The sequence below is a fragment of the Nonomuraea sp. NPDC049709 genome (assembly GCF_040674815.1).
Classification (GTDB): Bacteria; Actinomycetota; Actinomycetes; order Streptosporangiales; family Streptosporangiaceae; genus Nonomuraea.
In genome coordinates, this window is sequence record NZ_JBFANM010000009.1 from 23,570 (window position 1) to 38,987 (window position 15,418).

General features: G+C 71.8%; 17 protein-coding genes. 6 read left to right on the plus strand and 11 right to left on the minus strand.

Annotation, left to right across the window (positions count from 1 at the left end; genetic code table 11):
• Positions 1–4: 4 nt before the first annotated feature.
• From AB0J69_RS10760 to AB0J69_RS10775, 4 genes are all read right to left on the minus strand, one after another.
• Positions 5–772: an ATP-binding cassette domain-containing protein gene (locus AB0J69_RS10760; protein WP_364115203.1), complete on the minus strand. Its 768-nt coding sequence runs from the start codon at positions 770–772 to the stop codon at positions 5–7.
• Positions 772–1,869: a sugar ABC transporter substrate-binding protein gene (locus AB0J69_RS10765; RefSeq protein ID WP_364115205.1), complete on the minus strand. Its 1,098-nt coding sequence runs from the start codon at positions 1,867–1,869 to the stop codon at positions 772–774. The genes AB0J69_RS10760 and AB0J69_RS10765 overlap by 1 nt, the downstream gene beginning before the upstream one ends.
• A gap of 131 nt (positions 1,870–2,000) precedes the next feature.
• Positions 2,001–2,966 (minus strand): sugar-binding domain-containing protein, encoded by a 966-nt coding sequence (locus AB0J69_RS10770; RefSeq protein ID WP_364115207.1) that lies wholly within the window; start codon positions 2,964–2,966, stop codon positions 2,001–2,003.
• A 145-nt stretch (positions 2,967–3,111) separates the two neighbouring features.
• Positions 3,112–4,089: a DUF5937 family protein gene (locus AB0J69_RS10775; RefSeq protein ID WP_364115209.1), complete on the minus strand. Its 978-nt coding sequence runs from the start codon at positions 4,087–4,089 to the stop codon at positions 3,112–3,114.
• Positions 4,090–4,148: 59 nt separating this feature from the next.
• On the opposite strand from AB0J69_RS10775, the gene AB0J69_RS10780 reads away from it, so the two are divergent.
• A complete protein-coding gene (locus AB0J69_RS10780; protein WP_364115211.1) occupies positions 4,149–5,348 on the plus strand; it encodes an MFS transporter in 1,200 nt (399 codons plus the stop codon).
• On the opposite strand, the gene AB0J69_RS10785 is transcribed toward AB0J69_RS10780, so the two are convergent.
• Positions 5,345–6,316, minus strand: a complete 972-nt coding sequence (locus AB0J69_RS10785; RefSeq protein ID WP_364115696.1) for a LacI family DNA-binding transcriptional regulator — start codon at positions 6,314–6,316, stop codon at positions 5,345–5,347. The genes AB0J69_RS10780 and AB0J69_RS10785 overlap by 4 nt on opposite strands.
• An 80-nt stretch (positions 6,317–6,396) precedes the next feature.
• On the opposite strand from AB0J69_RS10785, the gene AB0J69_RS10790 reads away from it, so the two are divergent.
• Both AB0J69_RS10790 and AB0J69_RS10795 read left to right on the plus strand, forming a co-directional pair.
• Complete coding sequence (locus AB0J69_RS10790) at positions 6,397–7,569, plus strand: MFS transporter (RefSeq protein ID WP_364115213.1); 1,173 nt, start codon at positions 6,397–6,399, stop codon at positions 7,567–7,569.
• A 20-nt stretch (positions 7,570–7,589) separates the two neighbouring features.
• On the plus strand, positions 7,590–8,258 hold the full coding sequence (locus AB0J69_RS10795; protein ID WP_364115215.1) for a hypothetical protein: 669 nt from the start codon (positions 7,590–7,592) through the stop codon (positions 8,256–8,258).
• On the opposite strand, the gene AB0J69_RS10800 is transcribed toward AB0J69_RS10795, so the two are convergent.
• Positions 8,227–8,769: a cysteine dioxygenase family protein gene (locus AB0J69_RS10800; RefSeq protein WP_364115217.1), complete on the minus strand. Its 543-nt coding sequence runs from the start codon at positions 8,767–8,769 to the stop codon at positions 8,227–8,229. The genes AB0J69_RS10795 and AB0J69_RS10800 overlap by 32 nt on opposite strands.
• Before the next feature lie 20 nt (positions 8,770–8,789).
• Positions 8,790–9,731 carry an amidohydrolase gene (locus AB0J69_RS10805; RefSeq protein ID WP_364115219.1) on the minus strand — a complete coding sequence of 314 codons (942 nt, stop codon included), beginning with the start codon at positions 9,729–9,731 and terminating at the stop codon, positions 8,790–8,792.
• Positions 9,732–9,972: 241 nt separating this feature from the next.
• Between AB0J69_RS10805 and AB0J69_RS10810 the strand changes: the two genes are divergently transcribed.
• A complete protein-coding gene (locus AB0J69_RS10810) occupies positions 9,973–10,962 on the plus strand; it encodes a LacI family DNA-binding transcriptional regulator (protein WP_364115221.1) in 990 nt (329 codons plus the stop codon).
• Here the strand turns inward: AB0J69_RS10810 and AB0J69_RS10815 are convergent.
• Positions 10,957–12,297, minus strand: a complete 1,341-nt coding sequence (locus AB0J69_RS10815; RefSeq protein WP_364115223.1) for an aromatic amino acid lyase — start codon at positions 12,295–12,297, stop codon at positions 10,957–10,959. The genes AB0J69_RS10810 and AB0J69_RS10815 overlap by 6 nt on opposite strands.
• 8 nt (positions 12,298–12,305) lie before the next feature.
• Positions 12,306–12,686 (minus strand): phage holin family protein, encoded by a 381-nt coding sequence (locus tag AB0J69_RS10820; RefSeq protein WP_364115225.1) that lies wholly within the window; start codon positions 12,684–12,686, stop codon positions 12,306–12,308.
• A 134-nt stretch (positions 12,687–12,820) separates the two neighbouring features.
• Between AB0J69_RS10820 and AB0J69_RS10825 the strand changes: the two genes are divergently transcribed.
• Positions 12,821–13,102 (plus strand): hypothetical protein, encoded by a 282-nt coding sequence (locus AB0J69_RS10825; protein ID WP_364115227.1) that lies wholly within the window; start codon positions 12,821–12,823, stop codon positions 13,100–13,102.
• Positions 13,103–13,355: 253 nt separating this feature from the next.
• On the opposite strand, the gene AB0J69_RS10830 is transcribed toward AB0J69_RS10825, so the two are convergent.
• Complete coding sequence (locus tag AB0J69_RS10830; RefSeq protein WP_364115229.1) at positions 13,356–14,189, minus strand: FAD:protein FMN transferase; 834 nt, start codon at positions 14,187–14,189, stop codon at positions 13,356–13,358.
• Positions 14,190–14,258: 69 nt separating this feature from the next.
• The gene (locus AB0J69_RS10835) at positions 14,259–14,960 is read right to left on the minus strand and encodes a hypothetical protein (RefSeq protein ID WP_364115231.1); all 702 of its coding nucleotides are present in this window, start codon (positions 14,958–14,960) and stop codon (positions 14,259–14,261) included.
• Positions 14,961–15,011: 51 nt separating this feature from the next.
• Between AB0J69_RS10835 and AB0J69_RS10840 the strand changes: the two genes are divergently transcribed.
• Positions 15,012–15,404: an OsmC family protein gene (locus tag AB0J69_RS10840; RefSeq protein WP_364115233.1), complete on the plus strand. Its 393-nt coding sequence runs from the start codon at positions 15,012–15,014 to the stop codon at positions 15,402–15,404.
• Positions 15,405–15,418 lie beyond the last annotated feature (14 nt).

Genomic DNA, 15,418 nt, shown 5'->3' on the forward strand with positions numbered 1-15,418 from the left:
GCGGTCACGACTGTCCTTCCTGCCCGCGCGCCGCCCGCCTGGACACCACGTTGTCGGTGGCGCCGGTGATGGCGGCGATGATGTCCTCGGTGGAGACCTGGTCCACGTCGAACACTCCGTTGTTGCGGCCGAGCCGCAGCACCGCCACGGTGTCGGCGACGGCCTTCACGTCCGCCATGTTGTGGCTGATCATGATCACGCCCAGGCCGTTCTCGCGCAGCCGCTCGACCAGGTTGAGCACCTCGGCCGTCTGGGCCACCCCCAGCGCGGCGGTGGGCTCGTCCAGGATGATGACCTTCGGGTCGCCGAGCAGCGAACGGGCGATCGCCACCGTCTGCCGCTGGCCGCCCGACAGCGCCGCCACCGGCACCCGCACGCTGGGGATCTTGGCGGAGAGCTGGCGGAGCAGCTCCCACGAGCGGGTCTCCATGGCCACGTCGTTCAGCCGCAGCGGGCGGATCTCCTGGCCGAGGAAGAGGTTCTGGATGACGTTCAGGTTCTCGCAGAGCGCCAGGTCCTGGAAGACGGTGGCGATGCCCAGCTTGTGGGCGGCGGCCGGGGTCGGGATCTCCACGTCGCGGCCCTCGAACGTGATCGTGCCCGAGTCCGGCGGGTGCACGCCCGACAGGATCTTGACCAGCGTCGACTTGCCCGCGCCGTTGTCGCCCACCACGGCGACCACCTGGCCGGCGTCGACGTCGAGCTCGATGTCGGTGAGCGCGGCCACCGCCCCGAAGGTCTTGTTGACGCCGCGCAGGGAAAGGACGCTCATTACTTGATTCCGAGCTCTTCGCAGCCCTTGGCGTACTCACCCGTGCACACGTCGGCGGCCTTCATGATGCCGCTGTCGAACAGCACTTCCTTGATGTTCTCCTTGGTCACGACCGTGGGGACGAACAGCTCGGACGGCGTGTTGTACAGCGTGGCCTTGCCGGCGGGCTTCTTGCCCTGCATGAACTCCCAGGCCACGTTCGCCGACGCCTCGGCCACGATCTTGATGGGCTTGGAGATCGTGTTGTACTGGTCGCCCGAGACGATGCGCTGGGCGGCGGCGATCTCGGCGTCGTTTCCGGTGACCGGCGGCACCTTCACACCCGCGGCCTTGAACGCGGCGATCGAGCCGCCGCCGGTGCCGTCGTTGGCCGCGACCACGCCGACGATCTGGTCCTTGAACTGGGTGATCTGGCCGCTGACCCAGGTCTGCGCCTTCTCCGGCTGCCAGTCGGGGGTGTCGTACTCGGCCAGCAGCTTGAACCCGCTGGGGTCCACCGCGCTGTGGATGCCCTTCTTGATCAGCCCGGCCGCCGCGTCCGTGGGCGAGCCGTTCACCTGGAGGATGCCGCCCTCGGCCTTCTCGGCCTTGAGGTGGTCGACCAGGGACTGGGCGATCATGGAGCCGATCTTCTCGTTGTCGAACGAGATGTAGTAGTCGGCGGGCGTGGCCGGGATCGGGCGGTCGTAGGCGATGACCGGGACCTGCTGCGACTGGGCCGTCTTGACGATGGTGGCCGCGGCGGCGGAGTCGACCGGGTCGAGCACGATGGCCTTGACCCCCTGGGCGAGCGCGCTGTTGGCCTGCTGCTGCTGCTTGGCCGCGTCGGAGTCGGCGTTCTGGTAGATGACCTCGCAGCTCGGGCAGAGCTGCTTCATCCTGGCCTCGAACAGCGGCTTGTCCTGCAGCTCGTAGCGGGTCGAGGCGAGGTCGGGCATGAGGAAGGCGACCTTGGCGCCCTGCAGGTCGCCGCCGCCGGGGTTGCCGCCGGTGTCCCCGCTGGTGGAGCCGGATCCTGAGCCGCACGCGGCCAGCACCGAGCCGGCGAGCACTGCCACTGCGGCGAACGCGGTGGTCCGCATCTGAGCTCTGTTCACGGGTTCATTCCTCACTCGCTGATCAATGACGCTCGCTGCCCCCGAGACAGGGACGTGCCCTCACAGGAGGGCACGTCCTGTGGTGCGGCTCACGTTAGCGCGCGGTCAGAAACTTTGTCCAGCAAAAGTGTTCAGAGCTGGTGAGCGGCTGCGACCAGGCCCTCCGCGGTGGGGGTGTCGGTGACGAGCTGGTTGAAGTAGCCGCCCCTGGCCCCGGCGACGATCGAGAGCACCTTCTCCGCGCCGACCGCGACGGCGATCGTGTGCGGGATGCGGCGCAGCTCCTCCAGCTTCGTGGCGACCAGGCGCTCGCTGCCCGGGTACGTGACCGGGGCCCCGTCGCGGTCGTAGACCCGCATGCACACGTCCCCCACGGCCTGGCGCAGGCTCTCGGCGTCGCGCGGCATGAGGGAGGGCACCATCTGCCGCATCAGCGGAGCCGAGCCGACGCCCACGATCGCGCACTTGGCGTGCGCCCACAGGTCCATCACCCGGCGCACGGACGGCTCGTGCTGCAGCGAGTAGAACAGCTCGGGGCCGGGTAGGGCCGGCGCGTAGAGGTAGGCGGGCACCCCGCCGGAGCGTTCGGCCAGGATGCGGGTGGTCTCGTTGGTCTGGAACCAGGGCTGCGGCTCCTCCTGGCCGCCCACGGCCGGCGCGATCGTGACGCCCGGATACTGGCCCAGGCCCTGGCGGGCGCACTCGTAGACCGTGGTGCCCGAGGAGACCAGCACGACGTCGCCCGACTCCAGGCCGACGGCGGCCAGCGCGCGGGTCACGCCGGGGGCCAGCCAGGGGCCCAGTGCCGGGCCGCTGACCTTGGGGACCAGGTAGACGCGCTCCAGGTTGAGCGCCTGGGCCACCTCGGCGGCCAGCGGGCCGTCCTCCAGGGTGGCCGGGCGGTGCACCTTGATCTCGACGATGCCCTGCCTGCGGGCCTCGGTGAGCAGGCGGCTCACGGTCGCCCGGCTGACGCCCAGCCGCTTGGCGATGTCGCCCTGGGTGGCGTCCTCCATGTAGTACTGCTGGGCCGCCGCGTACATCAGCTCATGGGGGAACCTGGCCTGCGCCTCTGGTGCGACGTCGGCGGCATTCATGCGCGCGCTCCTGGTTGCGTTGCGTGAACAAAGTTGCAGAACTGATGCGCAAAGACTACACCGGTGTGCTCGGATACGACCGACCCGCGCTTCCCTCCCCGCCGTACGCCGGCGGAGGGTCCTTCAGGGAGGCGAGGGGGCGGGGTCAGCCGCCGAGCAGGGCGTCGCCCAAGGGGGTGCGGGTGTACAGGACGCTGCGGCCGGTGCGGGTGCCGGTGATGAGGCCGGTCCTGCGCAGGGCGGAGACGTGGCCGCCCGTCGTGCCCAGGCTCTGTCCGAGCAGGGCGGCGAGCTGGGTGGTGGTGGCGGGTTCGGCCAGCTCGGCGAGGATGCGGGCGCGGCTGCGGCCGATCAGCGCCGCCAGGTCCGCGTCGGGCGCGGGCGGCGGGGCCGCGGTGCCCCGGGCGGGGTAGATCATCGCGTACGGCCAGGCGTCGTCCAGGTAGGTGCCGATGTTGTCCAGGAACGCCGAGGGCAGGAAGAGCAGCCCCTTGCCGTCGAGCCGGTGGATCCGGCCGGTGGACATCATGTCGATCTCGATCCGGCCGCCGGCCCGCCAGTGCACGCGGGGGCTGAGGTCCTCCAGCGCCGCCTGCCACCCGTACGCGGCCAGCCGCCCCGCCCGCTGCGCCACGTCACGCTGCAGGATCGCGCGGAACCGCGGCCACTCGTGGGACAGGACGTACGTCCACAACGCCTCGTACGCGTCCGCGAACCGCGCCACGACCTCGGGCCCCAGCAGCAGGTCCCTGACCCAGCCGGTCACGGGCGGGCGCTTGGCCAGCGCCCGCGCGATCTCGGCGTGCGCCTGCTCCAGCGGCGTCGCGCGCATGGCGGCCAGCTCCACCTCGAACGGCACGTCCACGGCCGTGGGAGGAGGCGCGATGAAGTCGACGTTGGCGTCCCCCTTGTTGCCGCTGATCGCGGCGGCCGCCCTCAGCGCGGGGTGCTCGCGCACCAGCCCCTCGTACGTCTCCCGCCACCGCGCCACCCACGGCCCGTTCACGCCCGCCCGGTAGCGGCCCGCGAGCACCCACTGCGCGTGCATGGTCTCGATGAGCGGCGAGATCGCGAACCTGCTGGCCATCAGATCCTGCGGGACGACCTCGATCGTCACCATCATCTTTCGGTTATATCCGAAAGATTCGCCTCGGTGCGGGACCGGGCCACACCATCGGGACCGTGAAGGGCGCGACGTTCGGCGAGGTGTTCGCCGTCAAGGAGTTCCGGGTGCTGTTCGGCAGCTTCGTGCTGCTGGTGGGCGCCGACGGGATCAAGATGCTGGCCCTGTCCGTGCTGGTGTACGCGCGGACCGGGTCGCCCGGGCTCTCGGCCGCCGCGTACATGGCCGGGTGGCTCCCGTACATCGCGGGCGGGCTGTTCCTGCTCTCGCTGGCCGACCGGATGTCGCCGCGGGCGCTGATGGTGGTGGGGGAGCTGGTCAGGGCGGTCACCTGCCTGCTGCTGGCCTACGCCGGGCTGCCGGTGTGGGGGTTGCTGGTCCTGGTGCTGGTCACGGGGTTGTTCTCGCCGGTGTTCTTCGCGGCTCGGGCGGCGATGCTGCCCGAGGTGCTGCCGGGGGACGCGTTCGTGCTGGGGCGTTCGGTGCTCAACGTGGCCTCGGCGGGCGCGCAGATCGCGGGGCTGGCGGTCGGGGGCGCCTTCCTGGCCGTCACCGGGCCGTCGGGCGCGCTGGCCGCCACGGCCGGGTTGTCCGTGGTGGCGGCGGTGGTGCTGCGGTTCGGGCTGCCCTACCGGCCGGCGCGGGGTGCGGACGGCCGGGGCGGGGCGGGGGCGGTGCGGCAGACGTTGCGGGTCAATCGGCGCTTGCTGGCCGACGGCCGGGTGCGCGGGCTGCTGCTGGCCGCGTGGCTGCCGTGCGTGTGCGTGGCGGGGGCGGAGGCCATGGTGGTGCCCTACATGGGCGGGCAGGGGCAGGCCGGGGTGGTGCTCGCGGCGGCGGCCGGCGGGATGGCGGTCGGGGAGTTCGCGGTCGGGCGCTTCGCGGCACCGGAGCTGCGCGAGCGGCTGTCGTTGCCGCTGGCGGTGCTGCTGGGGGTGCCGTGGCTGGCGTTCGCGTTCACGCCGGGGGTCGTCTGGGCGGCTGTGCTCGCGGCGGTGGCGGCGGCCGGGCTGTCGTACCAGCTCGGGTTGCAGCGGCGGTTCGTGGATGTGGTACCCGAGGAGGTGCGGGGGCAGGCGTTCGGGCTGCAGTCGGCGGGGCTGATGACGGGGCAGGCCGCCGGTGCGGCGCTGGTCGGGGTGCTGGGCGAGGTGATCGCGCCCTCGTACGCGATCGCGGCGGCCGGTGGTGCGGGCATCCTGGTGGCGCTCGCGCTGGCGGGCGTGCTGCGGCCCGCCCGGGTCCAGCTCCGCACCTAGCCCGTCAGGGTCTCGCCCGAGCCGCGGGCGATGAGGCGTACCGGGAGCTCGATGTGCTCGGGCGGGCCCGAGTCGCCGCGCAGGCGGCGGAACAGCAGCTCGGCCGCCACCCGCCCCATCCAGTACGGGTCCTGCGCGACCACGCTCACCCCCGGGTCGAGCAGGTCGGCCAGCTCGAAGTCGTCGAACCCGACCAGCGCCGGCCGCCGCCCCGCCAGCGCCCGCAGGGTGGTCACGGTGTAGCGGCCGTTGCCGGTGAACAGCGCCGTCGGCGGGTCGTCGAGGGCGAGCATGCGCTCCAGGTCGGCGCGGACCGACTCCAGAGCCGGCGGCCGCATCGACACCAGGCGCTCGTCGAAGAGCCCGCCCAGCTCCGCCCGGTAGCCGCGCAGCCGCTCGGCCGCCGTGAAGATCGCCGGGTCGTCGCCGAGGAAGGCGATCCTGCGGTGGCCGTGGACCAGAAGGTGGCGTACGGCCTGCCGGGCCCCGCCCACGTTGTCGGTGAGCACGGTGTCCACGTCGATCCCCGCCCCCGGCGGCCGGTCCGCGAACACCACGGGCGTCCCCGCCTCCAGCTCGGACCGCAGGTAGGTGTGGTCGTCGCCCGCGGGCACCACGATCAGCCCGTCCACCCTGCGCGCGCAGAACGTCTCGACCAGCTCGCGCTCCCTGCCGGGCTCCTCCCCGGACGAGCCGCTCAGCAGCAGACAGCCATGGTCGATCACGACGGCCTCCACGGCCCTGCTCAACCCCGAGTAGAACGGGTCCGCGACGTCCTCGATGACCAGCCCGATCGTCGCGGTCGTGCCCCTGCGCAGCACCCGGGCGCTCTCGTTGCGGCTGTAGCCCAGCCGGTCGATGGCCGTGCGCACCCGCTCGGCGGTGGCCGGGTGCACGCCCGGCTCGCCGTTCACGACGCGCGAGACGGTCTTCAGCGCCACGCCCGCCGCCGAGGCGACGTCCTTCATGGTCGGTCTCACGCCAGGATCATTTCCTAATCGGGAGGGGTAGACAACGTTGTCAAGGGCTTGTGCGAGAGTGGTCCTCTATGTCGTTGAGATCCGCCTTGCTGGTCATCGGCTTCGCGCTGGCCGCGCTCAACCTGCGCCCCGCCATCGCAGGGGTCTCCCCGCTCCTCGACGAGATCATGAACGACGTGGGCCTCTCGCCCGCGGGCGGCGGCGCGATCACCACTGTCATGGTGGTCTGCCTGGGCGTATTCGGTCCGCTCACGCCGATGCTCGCCCGGCGCGTGGGCCTCGACCGCACGCTGCTGGCGGGCCTGCTGGTCATCGCGGCGGGCCTCGCGCTGCGCGGACTCGACGGCGCTCCCGTGCTCTACCTCGGCTCGGCCCTGGCCGCCACCGCGATCGCCGTGATGAACGTTTCCATGCCCGGCATCGTCAAGCAGCACTTCCCCACTCAGGTCAACCTCATGACCGGCGTCTACGTCTCCTGTGTGGTGGCGGGCGCGGCGGCCGCCTCCGCGCTGGTGATCCCGCTCGAACACGCCACCGGGTACGGCTGGCGCGGCGTCTCGGCCCTCCTGGCCGTCCCCGCGCTGCTGGCGGCGCTGCTGTGGCTGCCGCAGGCGCTGCGCAAGCAGCCTGGCGGGCCGAACGGGCCCAGACCGTTCGGCACGGTGCTGCGCAGCCGCGTCACCTGGTACGTCACCGCGCTCATGGGCCTGCAGTCGCTCACCTTCTACGTCATGCTGGCCTGGCTGCCGACGATCTACCTGGAGGCCGGCCTGCCCGCCGACCAGGCCGGCTACCTGCTCAGCCTGACGAACCTGGTCCAGGTCGGCACCTCGCTCGCGGTCCCCGTGCTGGCCGGGCGGCGCGCCTCGCAGGTGCCGTACGTGGTCGGGGCCGGCGTCCTGACCGTGCTCGGCTACCTGGGCGTGCTGCTGGCCCCGACGACCCTCCCGTGGTTGTGGATGGTCGTGCTCGGCATCGGCCAGGGGGCCTCGTTCGCGCTGGCGCTGCTGATCATCGCGCTGCGGCCGGCCGATCCCGCCACGGTGACCGCTCTGTCGGCCGTGGCGCAGTCCGTGGGATACGTGATCGCGGCGCTCGGGCCGCTGCTCTTCGGGTTCCTCAGGCAGGTGTCGGGCGGCTGGACGGTGCCGCTGGTGGCGGGGCTGGGAGTGATCGCGGCGCAGATCGTGGCTGGGTGGTTCGCCGGTCGCCCTGCTACTTTAGGTAAGGCTAACCTTTAGATGTTTCCGGGAGTTCCAGCGTGTTGACCGAGACCCTCCAGCGTCTTGCCGACGGGCGTGGCGGGGTGTTCGGGGTGGAGCCCGGCCTGGTCATCGAGCCCGACGAGAGCTGGACGCCGGTCGGCGAGCTGGTGCAGGAGCCGTACACGTTGTTGTGCCGGCTCATCGACGAGACGGCCGCGCGCTGGAACGCGCCACGGCACGTCGGCGCGGCGCTGTTCTGGAAGACGTTCGGATACTGGCACACGCTGCCGATGGCGCTCGGGTGGGCGCTGGACGGGCGGGTGCCGGTCATGCGGCTGGCGGACACGTACTTCAGGGTGTCGGACGCCGGGGTGACGCTCGCGGCCACGCGGGTGAGCTGGGGCACCGGCGCCGCCGCGATCGCCGGGGCGCTGGAGGAGGCGCAGCGGCCGCTGGTCGAGGCCATCGGCTCCGTCGCCAAGGTGGGTGAGCGGACGCTGTGGGGATCCACGGCGGAGGCGATCGCCCACCCGCTGGTCTCGATCGTGCCCGGCGACTACATGAGCCTGCTGAAGGAGGTCGGCCGGCCGGTCGACGGGCTCGTCGAGCCCGCCGACGACGGCTTCTTCCGCAGGACCTGCTGCCTGTGGATCACGCTGCCGGACGTCGAGCCGTGCGGAACCTGCTGCGTGCTCAGGCCACGGAGCCGATCGGGTCGTCCATAGGCCGCAGCTCGTCGGCGTAGCTCACCGACACGCGGCGCATGACGCCGCTCGGGTCGATCGAGTACTGGCCGAGCCGCCACAGCGGCGGCGAGTAGGCGTGGATCGAGACGCTCTCGTCCACCGCGCCGGTGAGCCGGTGGATGTGGTCGGGCCCGAACGAGAACGACTGCCCCTCCGGCACCACGGTCTCCAGGTGCTCGCCGCCGATGCGCGGGTTGCACTCCCGCAGCGCCCCCCGCACCACGTGCACGGCTCCCGAGGAGATGTCGTGGTCGTGCCAGCCCGTGTCGTCCTCGGGGCGCCAGCACAGCAGCCAGACGTCCACGTACGCGTCGCGGTAGAGCGAGGCGTAGTGGCGCCCGCCGTCCGCCGGGAAGTCCACCTGGTCACGCCACTCCTCCGGGCGGGCGGCCAGCTCGTTCACCAGGTCGCGCAGCTCACGGCGGTCGAGAGTGCGCTCCGGGAGCCCGGCACAGGTGCCCCCGCCCTGGATCTGCTCAGTGGTGCTCACGTACGAGTCTCCTTCCCTGCTCATGGCCTCACTCCGTCCGACGGGCCCGGTCGCCACATGACGCCGCCTTCCCCCGCTCCGGTCGCTGCGCTCCCGCCGCTTCTCCAGGCGACGGCACTCCCTCGCAGCAGCCGACGGGGGTTGACGACCGTGATGGCGTGGCCGGCGGCCGCGCCGAGTCCCGGGTCGGGGGCGGTGGCGTAGGGGGCGTCGGAGCCGTTGACCACGACGTCGATGCCGAGCTCGCGGACGATGGCGTCGATGGCGCGCGGGCCGTACGAGGAGGTCTCCACGAAGAAGTCCCGGTCGACCAGGCCGCGACCGCCGCCGCCCCGGGTGATCAGGCGCTCCGAGTGCAGCGGCGCCAGCCCCGCGAGGAGCGCGAAGCAGACCCGCAGCCGGGGATGCCGGGGCCGGACGACGGTGTGGAAGTAGTGCCAGGCCGCGTGCATCTGCTGCACGTACGGCACCAGCGCCGGCCACCACGGCGGCGCGCCGGCCATGGGGGCGGCCGGGCCGGGGTGCACGAACAGCGGCAGGTCCCTGGCGGTCAGCACCTCCAGCAGCCGGTCGTCGGGCTCGGCCGTGGCGGGGATCTGCAGGCCCGCGAACCCGCGGTCGAGATCCTTGGCGAGGCGGTCCGGGTCAGGCTCGCTGTGGCAGGTGGCCGCCCACGCCCCGAAGGGCTCGCCCAGCGCCAGGGCGCCGTCGTGGTAGGCGTCGATCAGCGGCCGGCCTTCTTCGGGAGGCAGGAACTCGATCCCCAGCGGGCTCGACAGCGACACCAGCGCCAGCTCCAGGCCGGTGGTGTCGCGGTGCTCGTGGTCGGCGGGATCCACCTCGTACGGCGGCTCGCCGTCGAGGATCAGCGTCCAGCCGTCGAGGTGGGGAGGGGACGTGCGGGCGCGCAGGGCATCGACGAACGCATCTGTCCACAGGTGCTGATGCACGTCGACGCTCATGGTCGGCGGCCCTCCTTCCGCTATTTCCTACTCACAATACATGTAAACGCCTCACGCTGTGATGTCTTCCTTGTGAAACGCTTCACTGATACGGTTCAGTGAAGCGCTTCACTTGGCGCTTGTCAACGGGGGTCCTCCTGCCGGAGGGTGACGCGCCCGGCGAGTGCCGGACCGCGTGGCGAACCCGACAGGATCGTGGCGGGAATCGGCGTCTGTCGGTGCTACGCAATAGGCTGGCGTAATGCCTCGCAAGAGAGCGACGATCCGTGAGGTGGCCCAGGCCACAGGCCTGTCACCGGCGGCCGTCTCCTACGCGCTACGCGGCCTGCAGGTGTCGGAGGAGACGATGGAGCGCGTGCGTGCCGCGGCCGCCGAGCTCGGCTACGAGGCCGATCCCATCGCCAGAGCTCTGGCCAGCGGGCGCACCGGCATGATCGGCCTGCTGTGCGGCTCGCTGGAGGACCTCTGGCAGCAGTCCCTGGCGGTCGGCATCAGCAGGGGCCTGCGGGAGAAGGATCGCTACGCCCTGATCCTCGACGCGGTCGGCGACCCGGCCAGGGAGCGGGCCATGGCCCAGCAGCTCCGTGACCAGCGCGTGGACGGGATGATCGTGCAGCCGATCGACCCGGCGGCCGCGTTCTGGCCCGAGCTGTGCGAGTCGGTTCCGGTGGTCGCGATCGGCGACTCGATCTCCGGCACGGCGGGCGAGGTCGTCTTCGACAACCGGCGCGGGGTGACGCTGGCCCTGGAGCACCTGCGGGCCATGGGCCACCGCAGCATCGCCGTCCTCACCCCGACCCGGGCCAGCACGCCCGACCGGCCCGCCGACGTGCACGTCACGGCCGAGGCCGAGCGGCTGGGCCTGGACATCGAGGTCACCACCGCCCCTCACGGGCTGGTGGGGGCCACGGCGGCCGCCCACGAGCTGCTGAGCCGCAACAAGCCGAGCGCGGTGTTCTGCTTCGCCGACTCCATCGCCTACGGGGTCTACGCGGCGGCGCAGGAGCTGGGGCTGTCCGTGCCCGGCGACGTGTCCGTCATGGGCTACGACGATCACCCGATGTCGGGCCTGCTCACGCCGGGGCTCACGACCGTCGACTGGGACATCGACGGCATCGTGCGGGCGGCGGTGCGGCTGATCGCGGCGGCGGCGGACGGCGGCACCCGGCGGCGGCGCGTCGTGCAGAAGCCCACGCTCAGGGAGCGCGGCTCGGTCGCCCAGGCGTCATAGCCGGTGCGGCGGGTGCCGTGACAGGGCGCGGCGGGATTCCTCCAGGTCTTCGGTGAGCGGGCGGTCGGGCGTGGCCGGGTGGAGTGCGCGGGCGGCGGCGGTGCGCTCGCAGGCCAGCACGACCTCCAGGGGCTCCAGGCAGCGCAGGGTGTGGCGGGCGGCCTGGGTGGCGAAGCCGGCGTGGTCCTCCGCGCCCCGCGAGATCACCGCCGTGCCCGTCGTCACCGGGGTCGCCAGGTGGCGCAGGTCGGACAGGGCGTCCTGGGCCACGTACTCGAGGATCAGGGCTCCCGAGGCGCCGGGGCTGTCGGCGAGGAAGGGGAGATGACCGGTGTAGGCCGGGTCCATGAGGGTGGCCAGCCGGGCCGTGCTGAGCTGGGCCGTCTGCACGAGCGCGGCCCGCAGCGCGTCGAGGGCCAGGGCCACGGGGGCCGAATGGAAGTTGCCGTTGTGCCAGGCCAGGCCGCCGGCGATGAGGGGGTTCTCGGTGGCGGAGTTGAGGTCGACCTCGATCGCGGCGACGGCTCTCGCGAGGGCGTCCATGGCGGCGCCGTGCACCTGGGCGAAGGCGCGGAAGCCGTACGGGTCCTGGATGCGGGTGGTGGGCTCGTGGGAGAGCAGGCCGCGCAGCCGGGCGGCCACGGCGGCCTGGCCGGGATGCGGCCGGACCTCCTGCACGGCGGCGGCCAGCGGCTCGGCCGAGGCGTCCACGGCGGTGAACGACATCGCGGCCACGTCGACGGCGGCGTCGAGGAGGAGGCGCAGGCGGTGACCGGCGATGGCGGCGTCGGCCAGGGTGGCCGCTCCCGAGCTGATGAACGGCAGCGCGTCGCCCGGGGCGAAGTCGTGGCGGGGCGGGTCCGCGGGGGCTTGCTGGGGGTCGCGGTGCCAGGGGAGCTCGCCCAGGAGGCACAGGGCCGTGGTGGCCAGGGCCGTGAGGTCGCCGGTGCCGATGGCGCCGTACGTGCGCAGCGGCGGGGTGTAGCGGTGCTCGATCGCGTACGCCAGCGCCCGGCAGACGGCCGGATCGACCCCGGAGCCGCCCGCGAGGAGCTGGTTGAGCCGGACCACGAGCATCGCCCTGGCCCGGGCGGGCCCGATCGGCGGGCCGGCGCCGCACGCGTGGCTGCGCAGCAGGCCGAGGCCCGCTCCCTCCAGCATGACGTCCCTGTTCGCCCCCACCCCCGTGCTCTTGCCGTACACGGGGCCGGTCAGCTCTTGAGCGGTGGCCCACGCGGCCCGGGCCCGATCCAGGGAGGCGATCGTGACCCGGGCCCCGTCGTACGCGGCCTGGTGGACCTGCGCGCAGGTCAGGCCGGCGCCGTCGAGCTCCATGGGAAGGGTCAGTCGTTGTCGGGGATGAACAGGCCGAGCAACCAGCTCACGACGCTGATGATGATCGCTCCCCAGAAGGCGGCCGGGTAGAAGTTGTCGACATGGAAGGGGATGTCCAGCTCGCCGGCGATCCAGCTCGTCAGCAGCAGCATGGCCGCGTTGATGACGAGCAGGAACAGTCCCAGTGTCAGCACGATGATCGCGCAGCCGAGCGCCTTCACGATGGGCTTGACGATGGCGTTGATGACACCGAAGATCAAGGCCACGAGCAGCAGGACGCCCCAGTATCTGGCCGTGTTGGTGGGGGCGTCCACATCGATGCCGTCGATGAACTGGATGGCCACCCACAGGGCCACTGCCGCGGCGATGGTTCTGATGATGAATCTCACGCTGGTTGATCCTCCCACTTGTGATCGGCGCTGCGATAGAGGCGCAGTCACTACGATGCCCTTCGGTCACTGTCGGTAGTCACCGGTTATCGTCGGTCCAACGGGGGGAAGAGGCGTGCAGGGGAGGGATCGAGATGGACGCGAACGCTAACGGGCTCGAGTCGCTGCCGGCCGACGAGTTGCACGATCGGGCGGTGCGTTACGCCGTGCGCCATGGGGACCTGGGGTTCCTGTGGGAGTTGCTTAAGGTGATCCCGGCGGCGGAGGCCGCCAGCGGTCATTCCAACGAGACCGCCAACGACCTCAGCAAGGTCTCCGCGCTGCTCAGCGACGCCATCGCGGCGGGTGAGGGCAAGCTCGGCGAGGCACTGCGGCCGATCTACATCGAATATCTGCGCAAACATCCCGACGCCTAGCGTCGCCGCTTCGAGGGAGGACTTCGCGCATACGTCTTCGGGGTCGGGACGGGGTTCTGTGTGGCGGGTGCCGGTCCCGATGGCCGGGCTCGGCCCACTGCGGGCCCCGGCCGGCCCTGCCGGATCGTCGGGCCGGATCATCGGGCCGGATCATCGGGCGCGCCTCCTTGGAGCCGGCCGGGTGAGGAGCGCGGTCCGGCACGCCGGGCCCCGGAGCGGGCCGGGCGGCCTGGCGGTGTCGGTGGTGGGTGGGTCAGCCGGCCAGGCGGGTTTGGGCGGTGCTGTAGCGGGCGAAGCCGGGCGTGGTGAGCTCCTGGCCGTCGTGGGTGACGATCATGGTCTCGTACGGGCCCGAGCGGGCCAGGTCGGTGGCGAAGCGGCGGCCAGGCAGGGGGCCCATGGCGTAGATGGCGGTGGCGTAGGCGTCGGCCAGGCCGAGGTCGGGGCCGATCACCGTGACCGAGCCCAGCCCGGACTGGACCTCTCCGGTGTGCGGGTTGACGATGGGCGCGCCGCCGGAGGTGGCCAGGCCCAGGTCGTGGGCGAAGACGACCTTGCGTACGGTGCCGTCGCGCGGATCGCGGACCCCGACGCGCCAGCGTTCGCCCGGGGCGGCCGAGCCGCGCACCCTGATGTCGTTGCCCGCGGTGATGCGGTGGTCGCCGGCGCCGGCGTTGGACAGCGCCCGCGACAGCCGCTCCAGCGCCCAGCCCTTGATGTAGCCGGAGGGGTCGATCACGCCGTTGATGCGCGCCTCGAACCAGCCGCCGGTGGCCTCGCTGAGCTCGTCGCAGCGGTGCAGGACCTCGACGAGCTCGGGGATCTGCCTGATCGTCTGGCCGCGGTTGAGCCGGCCGATCTGGCTGTCCTCCTTGGTCGGGCTGAAGGTGTCGTCCACCCATCTCAGCCAGGCGAACGCGTTGTCCAGCAGGGGGATGAGCTCGCGTGCCGGGAGGGCGGTGCGGATGTCCACGCTCACCGGCATGCCCATGACCATCTCGACACGGGTGCTTCCGGGGAAGGTCATCATCGCGGACTCGGCGATATGAGAAGTCGTCGCGGACTCGGCGATATCAGAAGTCGTCACCTTGCCTCCTTGCCTGTCGCCTACGCTTTCAGACGGGGCCCACGCTTCCAGACCGGGCGTATGGTGGGCCTAAACCCTTTGCCCTGATTTGAAATGAATCTGTGACCTCGGGACAGCAAGGCGTGACAAGGCCCCGGCGACGTACCGCTTGAACGGCCGCGGGCCCGCCACCAGCACTTCGCGCTCGGCGATGTCCGGGATCTCCCGGCTCAGGCCGGAGGCGCTCACCCGCTCCTTGACCCGGGGATCGTGCTCGGCGCCCACGACGAGGATGAGGTCGTAGCGGGCCTCGAGGTCGCGCAACTCGTCGGTGACGCGCTCGGTGCGGTAGACCGCCACCGTGTCGGTCGCGCTCGCCAGCCGCTCGCGCAGCGCGGCCGGGTCGAGGCCGGTCGCGATCAGGAGCGCCGGTCTGGTCGTGTGGGGCACCTGATGGCTCCAGACCGCCATCACCGCCGCCATCGCGTAGAGCAGCAGCGAGCCCGCCCGGCTGAGGCCGGTCACGTAGGCGGTGGAGCTGAACTGGTGTGCCACCAGCAGCGCCCCGGCCAGGTAGCCGCCGAGCCGCAGGCGTTGCCTGGCCTCCTCGGTGCGGAGGTAGTCGGCGGCCTTGACGCTGAGGAAGCCGAGCGCCACGAGCAGTGCCGCGGCGGCGTAGGCGGTCGGAGTCCACGGGTAGCCGTAACTCGGCTGGATCGCACCGAACTCGGCGACCGCGACTCCGCACCAGAAGAGGATCGGGCCCTGATCAGCATTCGCCTCGCTAGCCATGGCTCCACGATCCTGAACGAACATTAAAGGTTTCTGAGTAGGGTCTGAAACATGGCTAACGTGCGTGTCGAGCGGACTGAAGAGGGCGGATTCCGGGCTACCAACGCCCGCGGCGCCGAGGTTCTGATCGGGGGCGGCGACGAGGAGGGGGTGTTCACTCCCGTCGAGTTGCTGCTGGCGGCGGTGGGCGGGTGCAACATCGTTACCGTCGAGCCGCTCACCGCCAAGCGGGGGCACCGGCTGGTGCGGCTGGCGATGACGGTGGGTGCGGAGAAGGTCGAGGCGAACAAGCTCGGCCCGGTGACCATCACGTACGACGTGGAGCTGCCGTCCGAGGAGGCCGACGAGGTGTTCCGGGCGGTCGCCGGTCGGGTGCACGAGAAGTACTGCACGGTGAGCAGGTCGCTGGAGGAGGGGACGGAGGTTCGGTTGGAGCTTCCGTAGGTGGATTAAACAGA